Origin of the sequence: Oerskovia merdavium, from assembly GCF_014836755.1 — a bacterium.
Lineage (GTDB): Bacteria > Actinomycetota > Actinomycetes > Actinomycetales > Cellulomonadaceae > Oerskovia > Oerskovia merdavium.
Genome location: NZ_JACSQF010000001.1, coordinates 336,743 through 358,721, shown reverse-complemented (window position 1 = coordinate 358,721; position 21,979 = coordinate 336,743). Strand labels below are relative to the sequence as shown.

The 21,979-nt window shown below is 72.6% G+C and carries 23 protein-coding genes and 1 tRNA gene; 9 read left to right on the top strand and 15 right to left on the bottom strand.

Annotated elements, in window-relative coordinates:
- The first annotated feature begins 15 nt into the window (after positions 1 to 15).
- Positions 16 to 89, top strand: a tRNA-Leu gene (locus tag H9641_RS01455).
- Between the two features lie 6 nt (positions 90 to 95).
- Here the strand turns inward: H9641_RS01455 and H9641_RS01450 are convergent.
- A complete protein-coding gene (locus H9641_RS01450; protein ID WP_191800332.1) occupies positions 96 to 491 on the bottom strand; it encodes a VOC family protein in 396 nt (131 codons plus the stop codon).
- Between the two features lie 154 nt (positions 492 to 645).
- Between H9641_RS01450 and H9641_RS01445 the strand changes: the two genes are divergently transcribed.
- Both H9641_RS01445 and H9641_RS01440 read left to right on the top strand, forming a co-directional pair.
- A complete protein-coding gene (locus tag H9641_RS01445) occupies positions 646 to 1,074 on the top strand; it encodes a helix-turn-helix domain-containing protein (protein ID WP_191800330.1) in 429 nt (142 codons plus the stop codon).
- A gap of 178 nt (positions 1,075 to 1,252) precedes the next feature.
- Positions 1,253 to 2,017, top strand: coding sequence for a DUF6882 domain-containing protein (locus tag H9641_RS01440; protein ID WP_191800328.1), 765 nt, complete (start codon positions 1,253 to 1,255; stop codon positions 2,015 to 2,017).
- 102 nt (positions 2,018 to 2,119) lie between these two features.
- On the opposite strand, the gene H9641_RS01435 is transcribed toward H9641_RS01440, so the two are convergent.
- The 4 genes from H9641_RS01435 to H9641_RS01420 all read right to left on the bottom strand — a co-directional run bounded on the left by H9641_RS01435 (position 2,120) and on the right by H9641_RS01420 (position 4,331).
- Positions 2,120 to 2,725: an ATP-dependent Clp protease proteolytic subunit gene (locus H9641_RS01435; protein WP_056645763.1), complete on the bottom strand. Its 606-nt coding sequence runs from the start codon at positions 2,723 to 2,725 to the stop codon at positions 2,120 to 2,122.
- Positions 2,725 to 3,360, bottom strand: a complete 636-nt coding sequence (locus H9641_RS01430) for a ClpP family protease (RefSeq protein WP_056645766.1) — start codon at positions 3,358 to 3,360, stop codon at positions 2,725 to 2,727. Before H9641_RS01430 ends, H9641_RS01435 begins: the two co-directional genes overlap by 1 nt.
- A gap of 108 nt (positions 3,361 to 3,468) precedes the next feature.
- Positions 3,469 to 3,696, bottom strand: a complete 228-nt coding sequence (locus H9641_RS01425) for a hypothetical protein (RefSeq protein ID WP_191800327.1) — start codon at positions 3,694 to 3,696, stop codon at positions 3,469 to 3,471.
- Positions 3,693 to 4,331, bottom strand: a complete 639-nt coding sequence (locus H9641_RS01420; RefSeq protein WP_191800325.1) for an ArsR/SmtB family transcription factor — start codon at positions 4,329 to 4,331, stop codon at positions 3,693 to 3,695. Before H9641_RS01420 ends, H9641_RS01425 begins: the two co-directional genes overlap by 4 nt.
- 108 nt (positions 4,332 to 4,439) lie before the next feature.
- On the opposite strand from H9641_RS01420, the gene H9641_RS01415 reads away from it, so the two are divergent.
- Positions 4,440 to 4,946 carry a hypothetical protein gene (locus tag H9641_RS01415; protein WP_191800323.1) on the top strand — a complete coding sequence of 169 codons (507 nt, stop codon included), beginning with the start codon at positions 4,440 to 4,442 and terminating at the stop codon, positions 4,944 to 4,946.
- Between the two features lie 84 nt (positions 4,947 to 5,030).
- Here H9641_RS01415 and H9641_RS01410 read toward each other — a convergent pair whose 3' ends face one another.
- Entirely contained in the window at positions 5,031 to 5,585 is a 555-nt protein-coding gene (locus tag H9641_RS01410) for a MarR family winged helix-turn-helix transcriptional regulator (RefSeq protein ID WP_191800321.1), read from the bottom strand.
- 96 nt (positions 5,586 to 5,681) lie between these two features.
- Between H9641_RS01410 and H9641_RS01405 the strand changes: the two genes are divergently transcribed.
- A complete protein-coding gene (locus H9641_RS01405) occupies positions 5,682 to 6,917 on the top strand; it encodes an MFS transporter (RefSeq protein ID WP_318244312.1) in 1,236 nt (411 codons plus the stop codon).
- Positions 6,918 to 6,996: 79 nt separating this feature from the next.
- Here H9641_RS01405 and H9641_RS01400 read toward each other — a convergent pair whose 3' ends face one another.
- Positions 6,997 to 7,503, bottom strand: coding sequence for a MarR family winged helix-turn-helix transcriptional regulator (locus H9641_RS01400; RefSeq protein ID WP_191800318.1), 507 nt, complete (start codon positions 7,501 to 7,503; stop codon positions 6,997 to 6,999).
- A 277-nt stretch (positions 7,504 to 7,780) separates the two neighbouring features.
- Between H9641_RS01400 and H9641_RS01395 the strand changes: the two genes are divergently transcribed.
- Positions 7,781 to 10,879: an efflux RND transporter permease subunit gene (locus H9641_RS01395; RefSeq protein WP_318244328.1), complete on the top strand. Its 3,099-nt coding sequence runs from the start codon at positions 7,781 to 7,783 to the stop codon at positions 10,877 to 10,879.
- Between the two features lie 86 nt (positions 10,880 to 10,965).
- On the opposite strand, the gene H9641_RS01390 is transcribed toward H9641_RS01395, so the two are convergent.
- The 5 genes from H9641_RS01390 to H9641_RS01370 all read right to left on the bottom strand — a co-directional run bounded on the left by H9641_RS01390 (position 10,966) and on the right by H9641_RS01370 (position 16,489).
- Positions 10,966 to 12,246 (bottom strand): alpha/beta hydrolase family protein, encoded by a 1,281-nt coding sequence (locus H9641_RS01390; RefSeq protein ID WP_191800316.1) that lies wholly within the window; start codon positions 12,244 to 12,246, stop codon positions 10,966 to 10,968.
- A 106-nt stretch (positions 12,247 to 12,352) separates the two neighbouring features.
- Positions 12,353 to 12,997, bottom strand: coding sequence for a response regulator (locus tag H9641_RS01385; protein ID WP_197486996.1), 645 nt, complete (start codon positions 12,995 to 12,997; stop codon positions 12,353 to 12,355).
- Positions 12,998 to 13,125: 128 nt separating this feature from the next.
- On the bottom strand, positions 13,126 to 14,568 hold the full coding sequence (locus H9641_RS01380; protein WP_191800313.1) for a sensor histidine kinase: 1,443 nt from the start codon (positions 14,566 to 14,568) through the stop codon (positions 13,126 to 13,128).
- A 65-nt stretch (positions 14,569 to 14,633) separates the two neighbouring features.
- Positions 14,634 to 15,518: an ABC transporter permease subunit gene (locus tag H9641_RS01375; protein ID WP_191800310.1), complete on the bottom strand. Its 885-nt coding sequence runs from the start codon at positions 15,516 to 15,518 to the stop codon at positions 14,634 to 14,636.
- Positions 15,515 to 16,489 carry an ABC transporter ATP-binding protein gene (locus tag H9641_RS01370; RefSeq protein WP_191800308.1) on the bottom strand — a complete coding sequence of 325 codons (975 nt, stop codon included), beginning with the start codon at positions 16,487 to 16,489 and terminating at the stop codon, positions 15,515 to 15,517. Before H9641_RS01370 ends, H9641_RS01375 begins: the two co-directional genes overlap by 4 nt.
- A gap of 286 nt (positions 16,490 to 16,775) precedes the next feature.
- Between H9641_RS01370 and H9641_RS01365 the strand changes: the two genes are divergently transcribed.
- From H9641_RS01365 to H9641_RS01355, 3 genes are read left to right on the top strand one after another with little or no spacing between them, the layout of a single operon-like run.
- A complete protein-coding gene (locus H9641_RS01365; protein ID WP_191800306.1) occupies positions 16,776 to 17,645 on the top strand; it encodes a Bax inhibitor-1/YccA family protein in 870 nt (289 codons plus the stop codon).
- A 59-nt stretch (positions 17,646 to 17,704) separates the two neighbouring features.
- The gene (locus H9641_RS01360; protein ID WP_191800304.1) at positions 17,705 to 18,196 is read left to right on the top strand and encodes a hypothetical protein; all 492 of its coding nucleotides are present in this window, start codon (positions 17,705 to 17,707) and stop codon (positions 18,194 to 18,196) included.
- Between the two features lie 7 nt (positions 18,197 to 18,203).
- A complete protein-coding gene (locus H9641_RS01355) occupies positions 18,204 to 19,610 on the top strand; it encodes a cystathionine beta-synthase (protein ID WP_191800302.1) in 1,407 nt (468 codons plus the stop codon).
- 105 nt (positions 19,611 to 19,715) lie between these two features.
- Here the strand turns inward: H9641_RS01355 and H9641_RS01350 are convergent, their stop codons facing one another.
- Genes H9641_RS01350 through H9641_RS01340 form a run of 3 tightly spaced genes read right to left on the bottom strand, consistent with a single transcriptional unit; the run spans position 19,716 to position 21,900 of the window.
- Positions 19,716 to 20,414 carry a hypothetical protein gene (locus H9641_RS01350; protein ID WP_191800300.1) on the bottom strand — a complete coding sequence of 233 codons (699 nt, stop codon included), beginning with the start codon at positions 20,412 to 20,414 and terminating at the stop codon, positions 19,716 to 19,718.
- Between the two features lie 36 nt (positions 20,415 to 20,450).
- Positions 20,451 to 21,047 carry a TetR/AcrR family transcriptional regulator gene (locus H9641_RS01345; protein WP_191800298.1) on the bottom strand — a complete coding sequence of 199 codons (597 nt, stop codon included), beginning with the start codon at positions 21,045 to 21,047 and terminating at the stop codon, positions 20,451 to 20,453.
- On the bottom strand, positions 21,040 to 21,900 hold the full coding sequence (locus H9641_RS01340) for an alpha/beta fold hydrolase (protein ID WP_191800296.1): 861 nt from the start codon (positions 21,898 to 21,900) through the stop codon (positions 21,040 to 21,042). Before H9641_RS01340 ends, H9641_RS01345 begins: the two co-directional genes overlap by 8 nt.
- Positions 21,901 to 21,979: the final 79 nt, after the last annotated feature.

Here is a 21,979-nt window from a genome sequence, read left to right as displayed (position 1 = left end):
GATATCCTCACCCGGGCCCCCATAGCCCAATCGGCAGAGGCATCCGACTTAAAATCGGCGCAGTCTGGGTTCGAGTCCCAGTGGGGGCACCCTGCCTACGACAACCCCGTCGGCCCGTCCGGCTCCGGGTCCTCGGCGGCCTCCTGGCCGAGGGACACCTGGTTGCCGTCAGGGTCCAGCACCCGGGCGACGCGTTCGCCCCACGGCTGGTCCTCGGGCGGCGAGACCACGACGACGCCGGCCGCGGCCAGGTGCGACACGGCCAGGTCGCAGTCGTCGACCGTGACCCACAGGTGAGCGTGCCCGACGTCGGTGCTCTCGCGGTCGACCCCGATCCCGAGCGACGCGTCGCCCACGGCGACCGAGACGTAGACGGGTGGGCCGTCGGCAGGGAACTGGTACTCCACGGTGCCGCGCAGGAGGTCGCGGTAGAAGCCGAGCGACCGGTCGAGGTCGGTCGTGACGAGGATGGGGAAGAGCGTGCGGAACATCGGTGGGCCGCCTCTCGCGAAGGTCTCCTCGGAGTCGTTCCCACGTTACGCCAGGAGCAGACGAGCCACTCCTGCGGGCCTCTGGGCCGCAGGGCGGCGCTAGGTTGAGGGGACGAGGGCCGCCGAGCCCACGACCGCGACGAAGGAGCACGCGATGGCAGCCGCAGGCCAGGTGGTGCTCTTCGAGCGCCGGACCGCCGAACCGTTGCTGCGCCACGTCGTGGGCGGGATCCTGCGGGCAGAGCGCACCGAGCAGGCGCGCACCCTGCTCGACGTCGCCCTCGCGGCGCAGGTCTCGACCGCGTACCTCTCGGAGGTCGAGCGCGGCCGCAAGGAGGCGTCCTCGGAGGTGCTCGCCGCGATCTGCCGCGCTCTCGGCCTGCGCGTGGTCGACCTGCTGGCGCGCAGCCAGGACGAGTTCGACGCCGAGGCGAACCGCCGTGCGGGCGTCGAGCGCCGCAGCCTCACGTCACGCCCGCGTGCCGCGCGCGATCTCCACACGCTCGGCGCCGCGCCGCGCCGCAGCAGCGCACCGGTGCGCAGCACCACGCCCACCACGACGGTCCTGCTGCTCGCGGCCTGATCGCCTCGGCTCACCCCGTCCACCGCGCCGTCCCCGGCCGGGCCCGCCTCGTCCCCTCGCCCGCGGGCCGCGCGCTCCGGCGAGCCACCAATTCCGCCGAGGGTGAATCGCCCCCTCCCGCGCGGCGATCTGTCCGTTTCGCCGCGCGCCCGCGTCCGGTCGGTGGTGTGCTGAACGGATGTCGCAGACGAACCCGGCCCCGACCCTCCAGGACCTCGTCGACCGAGCCGTGATCCTCTCGACCGAGCACCAGGCGCACTTCGCCGAGCTGGGTGGCGAGTCGGCGTGGGACGCCGACCTCCAGGCGGGCACGCTCACGTTCCACAGCGAGATCCCGCTGGTGTGCGGGGCGCACTTCCTGGGCACCGCGGCCCCGGGGACGCAGAGCTGGTTGTGGGGCTGGCACAACGTGAACAACTTCCCCGAGGGCGTCGTGGCCGCGGCCGAGCACGTCCACCAGCGCGGGGTCTCGGGAGGGATCTTCGAGCTGAGCACGGCCGAGATCCTCCTGACCGACGCGGTCCCGTACCGGCTCGCGCTCGCGGCCAAGGCCGTCACGGGCCACTTCACGCACTTCGCGGCCCCCACGGGCGGCGGGACGTGCGCATGGTTCCTGCTGACCCACCCGCGGTTCGAGCTCCCGCCGGCCTCGGTCCCGCGGGTCCTGCGCGTGATCCCGGAGGGGATCGGCAGCACGACGGTCGCCGACCACCGCCGCGCGGTGCGCGCGTACGCGGTCCTGCGCGGCCTCGACATCCGGTGGCTCGACGAGCAGACGGCCGTCGTCGGGGCGTCCGACGGCGAGGTGACGGTCGCGTTCGACGGTCACGGTCGCCTGACGAACCTGTCCGCGACGCTCACGGCCCCCCCGGAGCCGGAGCCCGCGCCGGCGCCGCCGCCCGAGCGGCCCGAGCGCCGTGGCTGGTTCGGCCGCAAGAAGTAGCCTCCCCTCCGCCCGCCCGGCTCACCGCGCGGGCGACCCGGGCGCGGGAGGTGAGCGACGCCGTCGGGCAGGGGGACCACCGTGCCCGACGGCGCCACGCACCTACGCCGCGACCGGCAACTTGCGCGAGGTCACCACGGCGTCGGCGAGCCCGTACTCCACGGCCTGGTGGGCCGTGAAGATGCGGTCACGGTCGGTGTCGGCCCGCAGCCGCTCGACGGTCTGGCCCGTGTGCCGCGCCAGGACGAGCTCGGTCTCCGCGCGCAGGCGCAGGATCTCCTGGGCCTGGAGCGTCAGGTCGGAGATGGTGCCCTCGGCGCCGCCCGAGGGCTGGTGCAGCAGGACCCGCGAGTGCTCGAGCACGAACCGCTTGCCGGGCGTCCCCGCGGCGAGCAGCACCGCGGCGGCCGACGCAGCCTGACCCATGCAGATCGTCGAGACGTCCGAGCGGATGAACTGCAGGGTGTCGTAGATGGCCATGAGCGCCGTGATCGACCCGCCGGGGGAGTTGATGTAGAGCCCGATCTCCTGGTCGGGGGCGTCCGACTCGAGGTGCAGGAGCTGGGCCATGACGACGTTGGCGACGCCGTCGTCGATCTCTGTTCCGAGGAAGATGATGCGCTCCGAGAGGAGGCGGCTGAAGACGTCGAACGCGCGCTCGCCGAGCGGGGTGCGCTCGACGACCGTCGGGATCGTGTAGGTGGACATCAGAGGCCGACCTTCCGGGAGTGGGCGGTGGGGCGGACGTCGTCGACCGACGTGACGACGTGGTCGACCATGCCGTAGGCGAGGGCCTGCTCGGCCGTGAACCAGCGGTCGCGGTCGCTGTCGGCCGTGACGGTCTCGGTGGTCTGGCCCGTGTGCTCGGCCGTGAGCCGGTGCATGAGTCCCTTGGTGTACTCGAGGTTCTCGGCCTGGATCGCGATGTCCACGGCCGTCCCCCCGATCCCGGCGGACGGCTGGTGCATCATGATGCGCGCGTGGGGGAGCGAGTAGCGCTTGCCCGCGGTGCCCGTGCACAGCAGGAACTGGCCCATGCTCGCGGCGAAGCCCATGGCGAGCGTGCTGACGTCGTTGGGGACGAGCTGGATGGTGTCGTAGATCGCGAGCCCCGCGCTCACCGAGCCGCCGGGCGAGTTGATGTAGAGCGCGATGTCGGCGCGCGGGTCCTCGGCCGAGAGCAGGAGGATCTGCGCGCACACGCGGTTCGCGACGGCGTCGTCGACGGCCGTGCCGAGGACCACGATGCGCTGGTGCAGCAGGCGCGACGCGAGCTGGTCGTCGAAGGGGGAACTGGGCGGCGGGGCCGCCTCGGTCCGCAGGAGCGGTGGCTGGTTCGTCATGCCTCGACCATCTCGCGGGGGAGGAGAGCGAGGTCGGGGTATCTGCCGGGGGCGGATCTGCCGACGGCAGACGGGATCCGCGGTGCGACGACGCACCGCGGGACCCGGTCAGACCATCGAGCGGCCCTCGTGCAGACGAGCGGCGAGCTGTGCCCGGTCGTCCGCGGCGGCGTCGAGCCCGGTGCGGCGAGCGAGCCGCAGCGCGTGCGAGGCTGCGCGGCGCTCGCCCCAGGTCGTGAGCCGGGCGCCCGTCACGACGAGGAACCGGTCGCTCGGGCGCAGCGCGCGCAGGGACGGTGAACGGAGGTCGGCGCGGGTCGGTGCGTAGGCGCTCATGAGGGGTTCTCCTTGCCGTTGATCAGGGGGAACGCGTTGAAGTGGACCTGGACGGGGCGGGCCCCGGGGGTGTCCTGCTGACCGGCGAACCGGTCGAGGACCGTGTCGCTGAAGCGCTGCCACTCGGCCTGCACCTCGGCGAGCTGCTCCTTGGTGAGCCACATGTTGATCGTGGCGAGCGTCGCGCCCGAGTCGAGCCACGCGCGGTCGAGGGTGCGGGCGTTGTCGAGGAAGTCCATGATCTTGCGCTGACGCATGGCCTCGAACTCGCGGTTGACCGCCAGCGTCGCGACGACGGCGCCTTGGTTGCCGTCGTCGGCCGCGGCCTCGTCGTCGGGCAGCTCGATGGTGAACCCGCCGGGCGCTCGCTCCCACCAGCGCTCGCGGGCGGTGCCACGGCCCGGGACCTCCTGGACGAACCCGTGACGCTCGAGCTGGCGCAGGTGGTAGCTCGTGGCGCCGCTCGACTCGCCGAGCAGCTCGGCCAGACCGCTCGCCGTCAGTGCGCTGTGGTGACCCAGGAGATCGAGGATCTGGATCCGCAACGGGTGCGACAGCGCCTTGAGCGCGTCAGGGCCGACGGGCCGCTGAGTGCGGGGCTCGGGTGCCTGCTCGGGTTCGTGGTTCGTGGGCATGACACCACCGTAGCGATGCAAAGATCTCTTTGCAAGAGTTTCTTTGCAACAAGTTCTTTGGAGCTGTTGTGGGCGGGCGTGGTGGGCCCGACTGGCTAGGGTGTCACCGTGAGCATCGAGGAGCCGCGCGAGACGGCTGACGGGTTGTGGTCGGTCGGCGTGCACGGCATGCACCCGTCGACGCTCGTGCAGGCCCTCGATCTGGAGGTCCCGTTCGTGGTGATCGAGGGGCACCTACCCTTCCGGTCGGGCTGGCACGACGTCGACGTCCCGCTCGCACCGCTCGATGTCGCGGGGGTTCGCAGGGTGCGGAGGCTCCGGTACGACCTGATCATGAGCCCGGCGGAGGTGCTCGATGCTGCCGACAGGCTCGACCGGGCGGGCCAAGGGTGGCTCTTCGCGTGGCAGGCGATCCGGATGCCTCCACCCGATCTGCTGCTCGATGGCAAGAGCGGGCGCGCACGCTCGGCGGCTGTCCGCGGGTGCGGCGTCACTCTGATCCTCGATCTGCCGCACGCGGACGAGAGCGCCGTGCTGACGAGTCCCGACCGGACGAGGTTGCGGGGTGCCGTCGGTCGCCTCGAGCGTCATCTCGCTACCCAGCGCCTCGCGTGACCTGCGTCGGGTGCTGTGACGCCCGTCCGTCGCACGGGCCCAGGGGCACGGGCCGTCCGACCGGGCTGCGCCGTGGCGACGCCGTCAGTCCCCACCCCTGCGTCCGCCGCGCTTGTAGGCGTCCAGGTCGTCGTTGAGCCGTTCGAGCAGCTCGCCCAGGAGCGCCCGGTCGAGGCGTGACCAGTCGGCCAGGACCTCGGCGTAGAGCTCGGTGCGCATCTCGCGGTGCCGGGCGAGCTCGTCGATGCCCTGCGGCGTGGCCTCGACCAGGACGGCGCGCCCGTCCGCGGGGTCGCGCGTGCGGCGGGCGAGGCCGGCCTTCTCCATCGCGACGACCTGGCGGGTCACGGTCGAGGCGTCGAGGCCCAGGTGGTCGGCGAGGGTGTTGACGTTCTGGGCGCCGTCGACGAGGAGGTCGTGGAGCAGGAGGTAGGCCGACCTGTCCAGGGAGCCGCTCGGTGGCCCGCCCGCCCGGGCCGACTTGGCGCGCCCTGCGGCCGTCGTCCGTTCGGCGCGTCGCAGGAGCTGGGCGAGCTTGAGCTCGATGGTCGAGAGCACCTCGCGCGCGGCCGGATCGGGCGCCCCGGTGTTGCCCTCGGCGACGCGATCCACAGAACTGTTACCCCGAGCAGCTGTCATGGGTGTATTCTACAGGTAGTTATCTGCATGATGCAGGTAAATTCCCAGCGAGGCCGCAGCGGCCCGCGCACCAGCACCCACAGACCCGGGGGACGTGTGTCCAGAACCACCAGGAACGAGCCCAACAAGACCGCGATCTACGCGACCGCCCTCACGGCCTTCTTCGCCATCGCGGGCATCGCCGTGGTCGACCCGATCCTGCCGATCATCGGCCAGGAGATCGGCGCGAGCACCTGGCAGATCGAGCTGCTCTTCACGGCCTACATCGCGGTCATGGCGATCGGCATGATCCCGGCCGTCCTCGCGACCGGGAGGTTCGGGTACAAGAAGGTCCTCGGCGCGGGCGTGAGCCTGGTCGCCGTCGCGGCGATCCTCGCGGCGCTCTCGCAGAACATCGGTCAGCTCGCCGCGCTGCGCGGGCTGTGGGGACTGGGCAACGCGATGTTCTTCGCGACCGCGATGGTCCTGCTCGTCTCGCTCGCGAACGACCGCGAGTGGGTCGTCGGGCTGTTCGAGACCTGCGTGGGCCTGGGCTTCGCGGTCGGCCCGCTCATCGGCGGGCTGCTGGGCCAGTTCAGCTGGCGCATCCCGTTCCTCGCGTGCGGCCTGTTCATGATCGTCGCGCTCGCGTTGTCGATCACACGTCTCAAGGACCCGGCCGAGAAGCCGGCGCCGCTCCACGTGGGCCAGGTCTTCGCGCTCTTCCGCAAGCCCGGCTTCCGGGCGCTGTGCATCGTGACCGCGGCCTACAACTTCGTGTTCTTCATCATCCTGGGCTACACGCCGGTGTTCCTGGGTCTCGACGTCATCCCGCTCGGCCTCGTCTTCACGGCCTGGGGCATCGGGCTCGCGTTCGGCATCCTCGTCGTGGGGCACAGGCTCGCGCACACGGTCGGTGCCGTCCAGACCATGGGGATCGCCGTCGTGGGCGTGCTCCTGGCCACGGTGGCCCTCGCGCTCGACCTCGGCACGGCCGGGTCGGTCGTCGTCCTGGTGGTCGCCGGGGTGTTCATGGGCATCGCGAACGCCAACCTGACCGACCTCTCGCTCGCGCTCGGCAGCCCCGACCGGCGCGTGACCACCGGTGCCTTCAACCTGGTCCGGTGGGGCTTCGCGGCCCCGGCTCCCGTGATCGCGGGCCTGCTCCACCCGGTCGGGCTCTCGGTCCCGTACTGGGTCGGCGCGGGCGTGCTGCTCGTCGGGGTCGTCGCGTTCCTCGCGACCGCCCACAGGATGGCGGGCGAGCTGGGGGAGTCGGTCCTGTGGTCGCGCTGGAACCGTCGTGCGCGGGCCGTCGAGGGGACGCCCGAGGAAGCGCTCGGCGAGATCTGAGCGGGAGGCGGGAGGCGCCGTCGGGCATCCGTGGGGGGACGCGCCCGCCGCCGGCCCGACGGCGCAGCCCGCCCCGCGCCTACTGCTCGCCCGGGTGCGAGGTGTCCTGGGCGGGGGTCTCCGGGGCCCGCGCGCCACCCTCGCGCACGACGCGCAGGAGCCCGCCGAGGCCCGCCTTGAGCCCTTCGAGCTCGGGGACCGTGAGCAGTGCGAGCGTCTCGGGACCCGCGGGCCCGTCGTTCGCGACGATGCTGCGCACCGCCTCGGCACCGCGCTCGGTCGCGGCCACGAGGCGGACGCGCCCGTCCTCGGGGTCGGCGCGACGGGACGCCATGCCGGCGGCCTCGAGCCGGTCGACGATCCCGGAGATCGTGGCGGGGCTGACTCCCAGGACCTCGCCGAGGTGGGTCGTGCTGCGCTCGCCGTCGATGAGCAGGATCCCCAGGGCGCGCATCTGCTGGGCCGTCAGGTGCGTGCGCATGAGCGGCTCGAGGCGTCGCGCGAGGACGAGCTCCTGCAGGGCGCGCTGCGCCTCGACGAGCTCGTGCTCGAGCCGGGCGCGGTCGGGGTCGGGGGACGGGGTCACGCGGCCGACTCTATCGGAGGCGCGGCGGGCGCCCTGGCCCCCTGAGGGGCCGTGACCTGCGGTTTCCCGGCTGGTGGGACACGGGAACTTCTCGTAATTGCTTAGCGTTAGGCTAACGACCCCGCGACGACGACGTCGTGACAATCCACCGTGCCCTGGAGGCCCCGTGTTCCGTCTCGCCCGAACGTCGTTGGCGAACCGCGCCGTCGTCGCGCTCGCCACGATCGCGATAGCCGTGTTCGGCGTCGTCAGCATGGGATCGCTCAAGTAGGAGCTCATCCCGAGCCTGCAGATCCCCACCGCCGCCGTCGTCGCCGTGTACCCCGGATCTGCCCCGGCGATCGTCGAGCAGCAGGTCACGACCCCCCTCGAGACCGCCGCCCGCGGAGTCGACGGCGTCGAGGACGTCACGTCGAGCTCCTCGACCGGCATGTCCGTGACGACCGTGCAGTTCACGTACGGCACCGACATGGACCTCGCCGCGCAGCAGCTCCAGACCGCGGTCACGCGCGTGAGCAGCCAGCTGCCCGCCGACGTGGACCCGACCGTCGTGACCGGCTCGGTCGACGACCTCCCCGTGATCCAGCTCGCCGTCTCCGGGGGAGCCGACGAGGCAGCGCTCGCCCAGACGGTCGACAGCGTCGTGGTGCCCGCGCTCGAAGAGGTCGCGGACGTGCGCAGCGTCGCGGTCAGCGGCGTCGCCGACCAGCAGGTCACGATCGACCTCGACGTCGCGGCCCTCGCCGCCGCGGGCCTGAGCCCGGCCCAGGTCACCACGATCCTCCAGGACAACGGAGTGGTCGTCCCGGCCGGGACGGTCGCCGCGGGCGACCGCACCCTGTCCGTCCAGGTCGGCTCGGCGGTCACGAGCGCCGACGACCTGATCAACCTGCCGCTCGTCGCCTCGCCGGCCGCGTCCGCCGCGGGCGCCGCAGCCGGGATCGCTCCGAGCGCGCCCGTGACCCTGGGCGACGTCGCGACCGTGACCGTGGGCCCGCAGCCCGCGACCTCCTACTCGCGCCTCGACGGCGAGCCCGCGCTCGCCGTGGCGATCACCAAGACCCCGGCCGGCAACACGGTCGAGGTCTCGCACGCGATCCAGACCGCGATCGAGGACATGGACGGCGCCCTCGAGGCGAGCGACGTGCGCGTCGAGGTCGTGTTCGACCAGGCCCCGTTCATCGAGGAGTCCATCGAGGGCCTCGCGACCGAGGGCCTCCTCGGCCTGGTGTTCGCGGTCGTCGTGATCCTGCTGTTCCTCACGTCCCTGCGCTCGACCCTCGTCTCGGCCGTCTCGATCCCGCTGTCCCTGTTCGTCACGTTCATCGTCATGAACGCGACCGGGTACACCCTGAACATCCTGACCCTCGGGGCCATGACGGTCGCGATCGGCCGCGTGGTCGACGACTCGATCGTCGTGATCGAGAACATCAAGAGACACCTGTCCTACGGCGAGAAGAAGACCACCGCGATCCTCACCGCGGTCAAGGAGGTCGGCGGCGCGATCACGGCCTCGACCGTCTGCACCGTCGCGGTCTTCCTGCCCATCGCGCTGGTCGGCGGCATGGTCGGCGAGCTCTTCCGTCCGTTCGCCATGACGGTCGCGATCGCCATGACGGCGTCGCTGCTCGTCGCGCTGACGATCGTCCCCGTCCTGGCCTACTGGTTCATCAAGGCCCCCGCGGTCCCGGCCGACCCCGAGCAGGCTCGGATCGTGGCGGAGCAGGCTCGCGAGGAGGCCGAGCTCAAGGAGCGCCGCGGGCTGTGGCAGCGCGGCTACCTGCCGACGCTCAACGCCGCTCTGCGCCACCCCGCCATCACGCTGACGGTCGCTGTCGCGGTCCTCGCGGGCACGGTAGCGCTCGTGCCGCGCCTCGAGACCAACTTCCTGGGCGACTCCGGTCAGGACACGATCACGGTCACCGAGTCCTTCGCACCGGGCACGTCCTTGGCGACGCAGGACGCCGCGGCTCGTGAGGTCGAGCAGGCGCTCATGGACCTCGAGTCCGTCGACACCGTCCAGACGACCGTCGGTACCGCGGGCGGCCCCGAGGCCGCGTTCTTCGGCGGCGGAGGGTCGCCGAAGGCCACCTTCTCGCTCACCCTCTCGGCCGACGCCGACGGCGTCGCGGCGCAGCAGGAGGTCCGTGACGCGGTCGCCGACCTGGGCGGCGAGGACTCCGAGGGCATCACGGTCGCGGGCGCCGACGCGGCGTTCGGCAGCTCGACCGTCGACCTCGTGGTCCGTGCTCCCGACACCGAGACGCTGGCCGACGCGGCCGACCAGGTCCAGCAGCTCGCCGAGGACACCGAGGGCGCGTCCGAGGTCACCAACAACCTCGCGAGCGCGCAGTCCACGATCCAGGTGACGGTCGACCGGGACGCGGCAGCCGCCGTCGGGCTCACCGAGACCCAGGTCGCCGGGACCGTCGCGAGCCTCATGTCGCCCTCGCCCGTGGGCAGCGTGAACCTCGGTGACGGCCCCGTGCAGGTGCGCGTCGCCGTCGGGCAGGCTCCTGCCACGGTCGACGAGCTCGAGGCGCTCGTGGTACCCACGGCCGCGGGCGTCGTCCCGCTCACGCAGATCGCGAGCATCGACGAGGTCGAGGTCCCCACGTCGATCTCCCGGGTCAACGGCGAGCGCAGCGCGACCATCGCGGTCACGCCCGCGAGCCAGGACCTCGGCACGCTCACGACGGCCCTCACGGCCGCGATCGACGACCTCGACCTGCCGGGCGGGGCGACCGTCGAGCTCGGCGGCGTCGCGACCCAGCAGGCCGACGCGTTCGCCGACCTGGGCCTCGCGCTCCTGGTCGCGATCGCGATCGTCTACCTCGTCATGGTCGCGACGTTCCGCAGCCTGCTGCAGCCGTTCATCCTGCTCGTGTCGATCCCCTTCGCCGCGACCGGTGCGCTGCTCCTGCTGCTCGCGACCGGCACGCCGCTCGGTGTGCCGGCGCTCATCGGCATGCTCATGCTGGTGGGGATCGTGGTCTCGAACGCGATCGTCCTCATCGACCTCATCAACCAGTACCGCCAGCAGGGGCGCGGGCTGGACGAGGCCGTGCTCGAGGGCTCGCGCCAGCGCCTGCGCCCCATCGTCATGACGGCCGCGGCGACGATCTTCGCGCTCACGCCCATGGCGATCGGCATCACGGGTGGCGGCTCGTTCATCTCGCAGCCGCTCGCCCTCGTCGTGATCGGCGGGCTCCTGTCCTCGACGCTGCTCACGCTCGTCGTGGTGCCCGTGCTCTACACGATCGCCGAGCGTGCGGGCGAGAAGCGGGCTGCCAGGCGCGCTGCGAAGCGTGACGCCGAGGCCGCCGAGCTCGTCGGCAAGACCACCGAGGAGCCGGAGGTCGAGCCCGCGGTCTGACACCTGCTGCGTCCTGCACGCTGTCCCGCGAGGGCTCAGCACACCGAGGCCCGCCCGTCCTTCCCGGACGGGCGGGCCTCGTGCGCTCACCGCTCGTCGGCCACGAGCACCGGGGCGAGCGCCTCGTCGAGCCAGTCGAAGACCCGTTGCTCGGTCAGGGCGCGGGCGAGGGGCTGGCAGTGCAGGCTCGCCCCCTCGGCGGCGGTGAACCGCACGAGGGTCGCGACGTCGGGCGCGAGCCGGACGAGCTCCTCGGACTGGCCGGGCCAGAACTGCTCGCCCTCGGGGGCCGTCACGAGCAGGGGCGTGGTGATGCGGGCGGCGACGTCCCGCAGGTCGTACTTCTGGACCGCGCGGAGCGTCGCGGCGTAGCCCTCGACGCCGTACGGCCGCGAACGGAACCGCCACGTGGCCGCCGTGCCCTTCGACAGGCGCAGGCCCAGGTCCATGTCCCGGTCGAACGCGTGGTCCTTGCCCTCGTCGAGAAGCTTGAGGAGAGCCTTCGGCATCGTCGTCGTCCACGAGGCCGCGACCTCGACGACCCCGGGATCGACCACGGCCGCCGCGGGGCGGTGCTCGAACGCGAGCGCCCGCGGCACCCAGTACCCGGCCTGGCTCGAGCCGTAGACGGCGACCCGCTGCGCGTCCACGTCCGGTCGGTCCACGAGGGCGTCGAGCACGGGAGTCAGGACCGCCTCGAAGTCGTACCGGAAGGGCGTGCCGTGCTCGAACAGCATCGACTGCTGCCCCGGGCCGTCGAACACGAACGCGTGGTAGCCGCGACGCAGGGCTCCCGCCGCGCACGCGTTCCACATCGCGGTCAACGAGCCGTCGGACCCGTTGACCGCGACCAGGAGAGGTCGCGGACCAGCGGGCCCGCGCCCCGCGTCGCCGGTCGTCGAGCCGCCAGGCATCCGGGGGGCGTGGAAGAGGTAGCCGGGCAGGGTCGTGTCCTCGTACGGGACGTCGACGCGTTCGACGTCGAGCCCGCTCGTCCCGACCCACCGGTCCCACGCGGCGCGGTGCTTGCGGAAGGTGGGCAGGAGCAGGTCGTCGCTGCCGAGGGCCGCGACCGCGTCGACCGCGACCGCGTAGTACGCGGACGCGCGCAGGAACGCGGCGGCAGCGCTCGCGTCGTGCCCGGCGGCTGCCGCGTCCGTGGCGATCCCGGCCACGCGGTCGCCGAGCGCGTGCCACGCGTCGAACCACCCCTGGTGGTCCTTGTCGCGGACGTGCGCGACGGCCGCGAGGACCTCGCCCACGTCCGCCGTCCCGTTCGTGGCGCCGCCCAGGACGGTGCGGATCTCGTAGTCCCGGTCGCGGTCGCCGGAGAACCCGGCGTCGAACGGGTCGTGGTGAGCGGGCATGGCGGTCCCCTCGTGCGGCGTGCGCGGCGGAGCCGACGGGCGTCGGGTCCTCTCCGACGATCCCCCTGAACACGGGCGCTCACCAGCCGGGGCCCGACGGCGTCGCTCAGCTCGGGCGGGCCACGCCCGTCTCGTAGGCCAGCACCACGGCCTGGACCCGGTCGCGGAGTCCGAGCTTGCCGAGCACCCGACCCACGTGCGTCTTGACGGTGGCCTCCGAGACCACGAAGCGCGCCGCGATCTCGGCGTTCGACAGCCCCTCGCCGAGCGCGGCGAAGACCTCGAGCTCGCGCGCGGTCAGCTCGCGCAGGCGCGGGTCGTCGACACCGTGCCCGGGACCCGCAGCACCCTGTGCGTGCGCGTCCTCGGGCAGGTAGCCCGCGAACATCTCGAGCATCCGGCGCGTGACCCGGGGCGAGACCGCGGCGTCGCCGCTCGCGACGTTGCGGATCGCGCCGACGAGCTCGGCCGGCCGCGCGTCCTTGAGGAGGAACCCGCTCGCACCCACGCGCAGCGCCGCGAACGCGTACTCGTCGAGGTCGAACGTCGTGAGGATGATGACCCGGCTCGCGGGCAGCTCGGCGACGATCCGCTCGGTCGCGTCGATCCCGTTGACGCCCGGCATGCGCACGTCCATGAGGATCACGTCGGGGCGCAGGGCCGTGGCCTGGGCGAACGCGGTCTCGCCGTCGCTCGCCTCGCCGACCACCTCGATGTCGTCCTCGGCGGCAAGGATCATGCGGAAACCCATGCGCAGCAGCGACTGGTCGTCGACGAGCAGGACCCGGACCGGGTGCGTGGCGTCGTGCGGCACGGACGTCCGGGCGCCGTCCTCGGCACTCTCGTCCGAGCCGCCCGGCCCCCTCGTGGACGGGAGGCTCACAGCGGGGCCCCCGTGCCGCCGTCGGGCCGGGACGCGTGGTCGCTCCCCGTGCCGTCGAGGCGCAGCCTCGCCACGACCTCCCAGCCCGAGCCCGTGGGACCGGCCGTGACCGTCCCCCCGTAGAAGGCCGCACGTTCGCGCATCCCGATGATCCCTCTTCCTGTGCCGATGGGTTGGTCGCCCGCGATGCCCGCGGGCAGGGGGCGGGCGTCCGCCCCGTCCCGGGCCGTCCCGCCCGGTGCGCGCCCCGCCTTGTTGGTGACCGTGATCACGAGCCAGTCTCCACCGTCGACCTCGCCCGCGTCACGCCGGGCGATCTCGACCACGACCATGGGGGTCAGGGGCGCATAGCGCAGGACGTTGGTCAGCGACTCCTGCACGATCCTGTGCGCCGCCTGACGCAGCCCCGGGTCGGGGTCCGGCTGGACGCCCACCCGCACGAGACGCACGGGCAGGCCCGCGTGCCGGAAGCGCTCCGCGATGTCCTCCATGGTCGGCACGTCGGCGGTGGGCGTGAGGGGGGCGACCGAGCCGTCGGGGTCGCGCAGGACCCCCAGGACCCGGCGCATGTCGGCGAGCGCGGCCCGGCCCGTCTCGGTCAGCTCGTCGAGCGCCTGGCCCGCGAGCTCGGGGTCCTTGGCCCCCAGCGCCTTGGCTCCGTCGGCGAGCGCGACCATCACGGTCAGGCTGTGCGCGACGACGTCGTGCATCTCGCGCGAGATCCTCGCCCGCTCTGCGGCGGCCGCGAGCTGCGCCTGCTGGTCGCGGTCGCGCGCGATCGCGTTGGCACGGTCCACGAGGTCCGCGACGTGCAGACGCCGGCCGCGCACGCTCGACCCGATCGCGATGCCCAGCAGCGCGAACGTGAGCGTGATCGCGACGGCCGCGACCCGGGACCCCGTGACCTCACCGCTGCCCACCTCGGCGCGCACCACCGCGCCGGACTCGCTCACCGCGAAGTCGTACCAGATCATCTCTGCGGTGCACACGGTCAGGACCAGGGCTCCGAGCACGCTCCACGCCACGACCGGGCGGTAGGTCGTCGCGACCGCGTAGATCGCGAACGCGACCGCGAGCTCGAAGCCAGCCGAGTCGCCGCTGAGAGCGATCGTGAGGACCGCGAGGACCCCGATGGCCGCTGCGGTCAGGAGCGGGTTGCGCCGACGCCACAGCAGCACGGCGCCGCCCACGAGCGTCGCGGCAGCGACGCCGTAGCGCGCGTGCTCGGGCGGCAGCAGGGTCGTCAGGAGGCCGGGGACCGTGAACCAGGCCGCGACGAACCAGTCCATGACGACCGGGTGACGGACGAAGTACCGGCGGACCGGTCCGAGCTTGCGCGCGTCGAGCTCGGTGAAGACCGCGATGCTGCCCGAGCGCGGCCGGGGGGAGGGCTTGGGTGCCCTGCCGGCACCGGGGTTGCTCGGAGCCCCGGGACGCACAGCGCCCGACGCCGGACCACGGGTCTCGTGGTCCGGCGCCGGGCTGTGCGCTGTACGGGAGATGGTCAGGCGTCCCGACGCTTGAGCATCACCGCGGCGACGACCAGGACCAGGACGGTCCAGCCGGCGAGGACGCCGTAGCCGACCCACGGCTCGAGCGCGCCCGAGGAGGAAGCCCCGGTCATGGGGTCGATCGACCCGCCGGTGGCGAGGAGTCGTTCTCCGGCCACCCCCGGCAGGAACTTGTAGATGTTCTCCACGACCTTGTTGCCCGTGGCCATCGCGACGATCGACAGGATTTGCGGGACCACCATGAGCAGGCCGACGACCGTGAAGATCGCGCCCGCGGTGCTGCGGAGCAGCGCACCGATGCCGAGCGAGAGCGCCGAGATGGTCGCCACGTAGAGCGCCGCCCCGATCAGGATGCGCACGTTGTCGCTCGACCCGAGGTCCAGGGCCATGCCCTGGTTCGACAGCAGCGGGGCCGTGACGAGGGCCGAGAGGCCGACACCGAGGAGCGTGACGACGAAGCTCGTCACGAAGAGCACGGCCAGCTTGGCGAAGAACGCCGGCAGGCGGCGCGGGACCGCGGAGAACGTCGAACGGATCATGCCCGTCGAGTACTCGCCCGTGATGGCCAGCACACCGAGCACGGCGATCGCGAGCTGCCCGACCGAGTAGCCGATCGTCACGATCGTCGCGGACGGGAAGAAGTCCGACATGGACGAGCCGTCGCCCCCGCCCGCCTCGACGTCCGGGATGTTCAGGATCGCGGCGAACATCAGCGCGATCCCGACCATGACCACGACCGTGATCGCGAGCGTCCACACGGTCGAGCGCAGGGTCCAGAGCTTGATCCACTCGGACTTGAGGACTCCGCCGAAGGTGAGACGGGCGGACGGGGCGCGCTGCGCCGTCGGGCGTGCTGCGGAGACGGTGGCGGCGGTCATCGCTGGGCTCCTTCGGAGATCGGGGCGTCGGCCGGAGCGTCGACGCCGTGGCCCACGTGCTGGGTCGCGGACTCGGTCTGGTACTCGACCGAGTCGGCCGTGAGGAGCATGTACGCCTCCTCGAGGGTCGAGGTCACGGGCGTGAGCTCGTGCAGGACGATGCCCGACGCCGCGGCGAGCTCGCCGATGCCGGGCGCCTCGACGCCCGTGATCTGGAGCAGGCTGGGCTCGTCCGACGTGACGGTCGCGCCGTCACGGGTCAGCAGCTCGGCGAGCTGCGTGGCCTGCGGGGTGCGGACACGGACCGTGTGCTGGGCGCCGCCGTCGACGATGTCCTTGACGGGCGCGTTCGCGATGATGCGCCCCTTGCCGATCACGATGATGTGGTCCGCGGTCAGCGCGACCTCGCTCATGAGGTGGCTGGACAGGAAGACCGTCCGACCCTCGGACGCGAGGTAGCGGGCCAGGTTGCGGACCCACAGGACGCCCTCGGGGTCGAGGCCGTTGACGGGCTCGTCGAGGATGAGCGTCTTGGGGTCGCCCAGCAGCGCGGACGCGATGCCCAGGCGCTGGCCCATGCCGAGCGAGAAACCGCCGACGCGCTTCTTCGCGACCGACTGCAGGCCGGTCATCTCGATGACCTCCTGCACGCGGGTCTTCGGGATGTTGTGCGTGGCCGCCATCGCGAGGAGGTGGTTGTAGGCGCTGCGGCCCGTGTGCACGGCCTTGGCGTCCAGGAGGGCCCCGACCTCGGTCAGGGGCGAACGGTGCGCGGCGTACGGCTGACCGTTGACGGTCACGGTGCCGGCCGTCGGGCGGTCGAGCCCCATGATCATGCGCATCGTGGTCGACTTGCCGGCGCCGTTCGGGCCCAGGAAGCCCGTGACCTGGCCGGGCTGGACGGTGAAGGAGATCCCGTCGACAGCTGTCTTGGGCCCGTACCGCTTGGTCAGGCCTCGTGCTTCGATCATGCTCGCCCCTCGGGTGGGTTGCGTGTGGTGGCTCGTACGTCCTCCAGCCTAGGGACCGGGACGTCGGCAGCGATGCCCCCGCACGGTCGATCTTCACGACGGGCTCGCGTACGCCGCAAGGATGACGTCGTCGACCAGGGGAGCGATCCTGCGCCGCGAGCGGGTGGAAAAGTCGGACGAACCTCGCGGGAACACCGGCGCGAACCCGCTCGTTGCATAGGATGGAAACACGGCCAGCGACACCCGCCTCGCCAGAGGGCACTGGACGCCGCGACCAGGAGGAAGCATGAGCAACCCCGTCTTCAACAACAGCGCCATCTTCGGCGAGCCCAAGCGCGCGCGCACCAACCAGGGGGCTGCGGGCACCATCCAGCAGAACCCCGCGTACGGCACGCCGCCGCAGCAGGCGCAGTACGGCAGCTACGGTGCGCAGGCAGCCGACGCCGCGACGCTCGACGCCATGTACAACGCGCCGACCGCGACATCCGCGGACACCAAGCGCCTGACGTACGACGACGTCATCATCAAGACCGGTGGGCTGCTCGCCCTGCTCGTCGTCGTGGGTGCCGCGAGCTGGCAGCTCGTCGACACCATGCCGTTCCTGTGGATCGGCGGCGCGATCGTCGGCCTGGTCCTGGGTCTGGTCAACGCGTTCAAGAAGAGCCCGAGCCCCGCGCTCATCGTGGCGTACACGATCGCGCAGGGCGCGTTCCTGGGCGGCATCAGCGCGTTCTACAACACGCAGTGGAACGGCGTCGTCGTCCAGGCGGTCCTCGCGACCGTCACGACCTTCGCCGCAGCGCTCTTCCTCTTCAAGTCCGGCAAGGTGCGCGTCACGCCCAAGTTCACGCGCTGGCTCATCATCGCGATGGTCGGCTACCTGGCCTTCTCGCTCGTCAACCTTCTGCTGACGATGACGGGCGTCCTCGACGGCTGGGGCATGCGCGAGGGCGGCCTCGGCATCATCGTCGGGCTCGTCGCGGTCGGCCTCGCCGCCGCCTCGCTCATCGTCGACTTCGACTCGATCAAGCGTGGCGTCGAGGCCGGCGTCCCCGCCAAGTTCGCCTGGTCGGCCGCGTTCGGCCTCATGGTCACGCTCATCTGGCTGTACCTCGAGTTCCTGCGCCTGTTCGCGATCCTGCAGGGCAACGACTGATCTTGGCCGACGCCCGGAAGAAGTCCCCGGCACCCGCTTCGGAACCCGTTCCGACGCGGGTGCCGGTCTTTGCCGCCGGCCTGGTGCTGGCTGCCTTCACGCTGCTCGCCCTCCAGGTGCCGTACGGGCTCCTCGTGGGCCGCAGCCTCCCCAACGCCGTCGCGTGGATCACCGTCGCCGCGGTCGTCATCCTGCTCGTGACGATCACGGCCGGCGCGGTCGTCGCCTGGCTCGGGCACCGCATCTCGCGCGAGTGGGACGACCGCAAGGCGACCACGCTCTTCTTCGTCCTCGGCTTCGTCGGGGCCGGCATCTGGAGCTTCATGGTGCTCGGCTCGCTGCTGAGCGCCGCGACGGGGAACCCGGGCACCGCGACGAGCGGCGTCGCCCTGGCCTCGGTGCTGTACCTGGCCGTGGCGGGAGGGCTGAGCGGCGCCGTCGGGCGGTACTTCGCGCGCGACGCCGCGGACCGTCCCCTGCTCGTCGTGGTCCTCGGGGTCGCGGTCGCCCTGTGTGCCGTGCTGGGCGGGATGGCCCTCGGCAGCGCATGATCGGTGCATGAAGTTCGCACACCACATCTCTGACCTCGTCGGCGGGACACCCCTGGTCCGGCTCGGATCGGTGACCGACGGCCTCTCTGCGACGATCCTCGCCAAGGTCGAGTACCTCAACCCGGGCGGTTCCGTGAAGGACCGCATCGCACTCAAGATGATCGAGGCCGCCGAGGCCTCCGGAGAGCTCGCACCCGGTGGCACGATCGTCGAGCCCACCTCGGGGAACACCGGGGTCGGGCTCGCTCTCGTCGCCCAGCGCAAGGGGTACGACTGCGTGTTCGTCTGCCCCGACAAGGTGAGCCAGGACAAGCGCGACGTCCTGGCGGCCTACGGGGCGCGCGTCGTCGTGACCCCCACGGCCGTGGCCCCCGACCACCCCGACTCCTACTACTCGGTCTCGGACAGGCTCGTCGCCGAGATCCCCGGGGCCTGGAAGCCCAACCAGTACGCCAACCCCAACGGCCCCGCGTCCCACTACGAGAGCACGGGCCCGGAGATCTGGGCCGACACCGACGGCCGTGTCACGCACCTCGTGGCGGGCGTCGGGACGGGCGGGACCATCACGGGGACCGGCCGGTTCCTCAAGGACACGTCCGTATCTCGGGAGGCCGAGGCCGGCGGCCGGGTGCACGTCGTGGGCGCCGACCCCGCCGGGTCCGTCTACTCGGGCGGCGACGGTCGCCCCTACCTGGTCGAGGGCGTGGGCGAGGACTTCTGGCCCGCCGCGTACGACCCGACCGTGCCCGACGAGATCATCGCCGTGAGCGACGCCGACTCGTTCGAGATGACGCGCCGGCTCGCGCGCGAGGAGGGCCTGCTCGTGGGCGGCTCGTGCGGCATGGCCGTGGTCGCGGCGCTGCGGCTGGCCCGTCGGCTCGAGGACGAGGACCCCGAGGCGGCGGCACGCGCCGTGGTCGTCGTGATCCTGCCCGACGGCGGGCGCGGCTACCTGTCCAAGATCTTCAACGACTCCTGGATGCGGTCCTACGGGTTCCTCGACGCCGAGGAGGGCGTGACCGCGGGCGACATGCTGCGCTCCAAGAGCGGGCAGCTGCCGGACCTGGTCCACACCCACCCGGGCGAGACCGTGCGCGACGCGATCGAGATCCTGCGCGAGTACGGCGTCTCGCAGATGCCCGTCGTCGGGGCCGAGCCGCCCGTCAAGATCGGCGAGGTGGCGGGGGCCGTGAGCGAGCGGGCCCTGCTGGACGCGGTGTTCTCGGGCAAGGCGTCGCTCGCCGACCGGGTGGACAAGCACATGGAGGCGCGGTTCCCGCTCATCGGGGCGGGCGAGGGCGTCGCGGCGATCCGCTCGGCGCTGCACGACGCCGACGCGCTGCTCGTGATCGACGACGGCGACCCGGTCGGGGTGCTCACGCGCCACGACCTGCTGGGCTTCCTGGCGCACTGACGGCCGCTGGTCCGCCGGCCCGCCGAGGGTGACGGAACCGCCCGCCGAGGGTGACATCGGATGTCACCCTCGGCATCGGTGGCGGTCACCCTCGGCGAACGGGCGTCACCGTCGGGGCCGATCCAGGTCACCCTCGGCGTTCGAGGTGAGGGTCCACGCCACGAGCCAGCAACCAACGGCCAGCAGCACCCCGTGCGCGATCCGTCCTGCCGGAGGCGTGAAGAACTGCGGCAGGTAGAGCGCGAGCCCCGCTGCGAGCGGGACGCCCACCCAGCGGGGCACGAGCCCGCCGCGCCACGCGGCCACGGCCACGAGCACCCCGCTCGCGCCGATCGTCAGCAGACCCGCGCCGAACATCGTCACCGCGACGGGCTGCATCCGGACGGCCTCGATCGTCGTCAGGAAGTCGAGGCTGCCGGTCGAGAGGGCATCCTGCGCGATCGCATGGATCCCGAAGATCTCCGCCCCGAAGTAGGGCAGGGCCAGCCCCGCTCCCAGCCAGCTCGTCACCACCGCGCCCGACGCCGGAGCCCGGCCCCGCGTCCCGGCGAGCCGTTCGCGCAGCGCGAGGAACGTGGCGGGGAGCAGCACGAAGCCCGCCGCACCGCACAGGTGCGCAGCGATCCAACGCCCCGAGGCGAACGCGGCGGCGAGCTCCGGCGCGGCGACGTCCTCGGGGACCCACGGGCGTACGAGCGGGAACGCGAGGAAGAGAACGCCCGCGACCACGAGCAGGATCGCTCCAGTGCGGGGGCGGACGAGGCCCAGGTCGGGGCGGGTCCGGTCGATCGACGGTGCGTTCATGGCGGCTCTCCTTCGGTGGGTGGGACGGCGGTCGTGTCAGGACGCAGCCGGGCGGGCGAGGTCCGCGATCCCGACCACGAGCAGGCCGACGAGGACCTCGAAGCTGTGGTCGACGTCGTCGGGCATGCCGAACCCGCCCAGGAGCTCGAGCGAGACGAACCCGTGGACCGCCGACCGCACCGCGCGGATGGCGTCGACCGTCGTGGCCTCCGGGAGGCCGAACCCGCGCAGGACTGCCGCGACGACCGCGACGGACTCGGCGGCCGCGAGCGAGAGCGGGTCGTCGGCGCCCGCGCCGAGGTCGGGAGCGACCTGGGTCGCGGCGTACCGCCCCGGGTGCTCGCGCGCGAAGTCGCGGATCGCGTGCGCGAGCGCGGCGAGCGCGTCCGGGCCCGAGCGGCCGATCGTCGCCCCTGCCGCAGCGCGCGTGAGGTCGTCGACCGCGACGACGGCGACCGACCGCCGCAGGTCCGCGAGCGAGCCGACGTGCTTGTAGAGGCTCGGGGTCGCGACCCCGGCCGCCGCGGCGACCTTCGCGAGGGACAGGTCGGCGAAGCCCTGCGGGCCGCCGTCGTCCACGACCCGCAGCGCGAGGGCCGTGACCGCCTCGCGGCTCAGGCCCGCCCTAGCCACGGGCGACCCAGCCGTGCGCACCCGCGGACGAGCGCAGGCCGTCGAGGAACGCGAGGGTCGCGGGTGCGACGACCTCGGGGGACTGGTGCTGCGGGTAGTGCCCGACGTCGGGCACCAGGTGGCCCTGCGCGCCGATCGACTCCTCGATCCAGGCGAGCTCGGCGGCCTGGTCCGAGAAGTCGGGGTCGAGCGACCCCATGAAGGCGATCGCGGGGGCCTCGACCTCGCGGAGGCGTGCCTCGACGGGTGCGTGCGTGAGGGCGAGCGCGAGGTCGCGGAAGCTGCGCAGGCGACCCGGCTCGCGCATCGAGGTGCGGAGCGCGGCGACGTGCTCGGCATGCCACGGGGCCTTGCGCCCCTTGGTCAGCGACGAGTAGAAGCCGGCCCACGCGGCCGCGCCCCAGGGGCGGGCCAGGGTGACCCGGTAGAGCCACCGGTTCGCCCGGGCGCGTGCGGCGCTCACGGCCGGGTCCCGCAGGAAGGGGCCGAGGAGGACGAGGCCCACGACGGCGTCGGGCTGCTCGGCGGCGGCCCAGGTCGCCGCCCCGGCTCCCATCGAGTTCCCGACCAGGACGGCGGGACCGCCCAGGTGCTCGACGAGCGCCACGAGGTCCTGGCCCGTCGCGACGTCGCCGTGCGTGCGGAAGGTCGTGTCGCTGTCGCCGTGGCCCCGCAGGTCGGTCACGGCGACGCGGTAGCCCGCGGCCACGAGCGGGGGCACGAGGTCGCGGTAGGTCGAGCGCAGGTCGCCCATGCCGGGGACGGCGACCACGAGCGGGCCCGTGCCGGTCACGGTGTACGCGATGCGCCCCTCGGGGCGGGGGAGGAACTCCACGGTCTGGTGAGTGCTCATAGCGTCTAGGCTAATGCCATTAGCCACGGGTGCGCAAGAGGGTCGCGCGGGTCGGTTCGTCGCCCTCGGCAGGAGAGCC

Excerpts from the sequence above, each read along its gene's own strand:
- H9641_RS01450 (WP_191800332.1), bottom strand. The coding sequence starts at position 491 with ATGTTCCGCACGCTCTTCCCCATCCTCGTCACGACCGACCTCGACCGG.
- H9641_RS01445 (WP_191800330.1), top strand. The coding sequence starts at position 646 with ATGGCAGCCGCAGGCCAGGTGGTGCTCTTCGAGCGCCGGACCGCCGAA.
- H9641_RS01440 (WP_191800328.1), top strand. The coding sequence starts at position 1,253 with ATGTCGCAGACGAACCCGGCCCCGACCCTCCAGGACCTCGTCGACCGA.
- H9641_RS01435 (WP_056645763.1), bottom strand. The coding sequence starts at position 2,725 with ATGTCCACCTACACGATCCCGACGGTCGTCGAGCGCACCCCGCTCGGC.
- H9641_RS01430 (WP_056645766.1), bottom strand. The coding sequence starts at position 3,360 with ATGACGAACCAGCCACCGCTCCTGCGGACCGAGGCGGCCCCGCCGCCC.
- H9641_RS01425 (WP_191800327.1), bottom strand. The coding sequence starts at position 3,696 with ATGAGCGCCTACGCACCGACCCGCGCCGACCTCCGTTCACCGTCCCTG.
- H9641_RS01420 (WP_191800325.1), bottom strand. The coding sequence starts at position 4,331 with ATGCCCACGAACCACGAACCCGAGCAGGCACCCGAGCCCCGCACTCAG.
- H9641_RS01410 (WP_191800321.1), bottom strand. The coding sequence starts at position 5,585 with ATGACAGCTGCTCGGGGTAACAGTTCTGTGGATCGCGTCGCCGAGGGC.
- H9641_RS01390 (WP_191800316.1), bottom strand. The coding sequence starts at position 12,246 with ATGCCCGCTCACCACGACCCGTTCGACGCCGGGTTCTCCGGCGACCGC.
- H9641_RS01385 (WP_197486996.1), bottom strand. The coding sequence starts at position 12,997 with ATGGGTTTCCGCATGATCCTTGCCGCCGAGGACGACATCGAGGTGGTC.
- H9641_RS01375 (WP_191800310.1), bottom strand. The coding sequence starts at position 15,518 with ATGACCGCCGCCACCGTCTCCGCAGCACGCCCGACGGCGCAGCGCGCC.
- H9641_RS01370 (WP_191800308.1), bottom strand. The coding sequence starts at position 16,489 with ATGATCGAAGCACGAGGCCTGACCAAGCGGTACGGGCCCAAGACAGCT.
- H9641_RS01365 (WP_191800306.1), top strand. The coding sequence starts at position 16,776 with ATGAGCAACCCCGTCTTCAACAACAGCGCCATCTTCGGCGAGCCCAAG.
- H9641_RS01355 (WP_191800302.1), top strand. The coding sequence starts at position 18,204 with ATGAAGTTCGCACACCACATCTCTGACCTCGTCGGCGGGACACCCCTG.
- H9641_RS01350 (WP_191800300.1), bottom strand. The coding sequence starts at position 20,414 with ATGAACGCACCGTCGATCGACCGGACCCGCCCCGACCTGGGCCTCGTC.
- H9641_RS01340 (WP_191800296.1), bottom strand. The coding sequence starts at position 21,900 with ATGAGCACTCACCAGACCGTGGAGTTCCTCCCCCGCCCCGAGGGGCGC.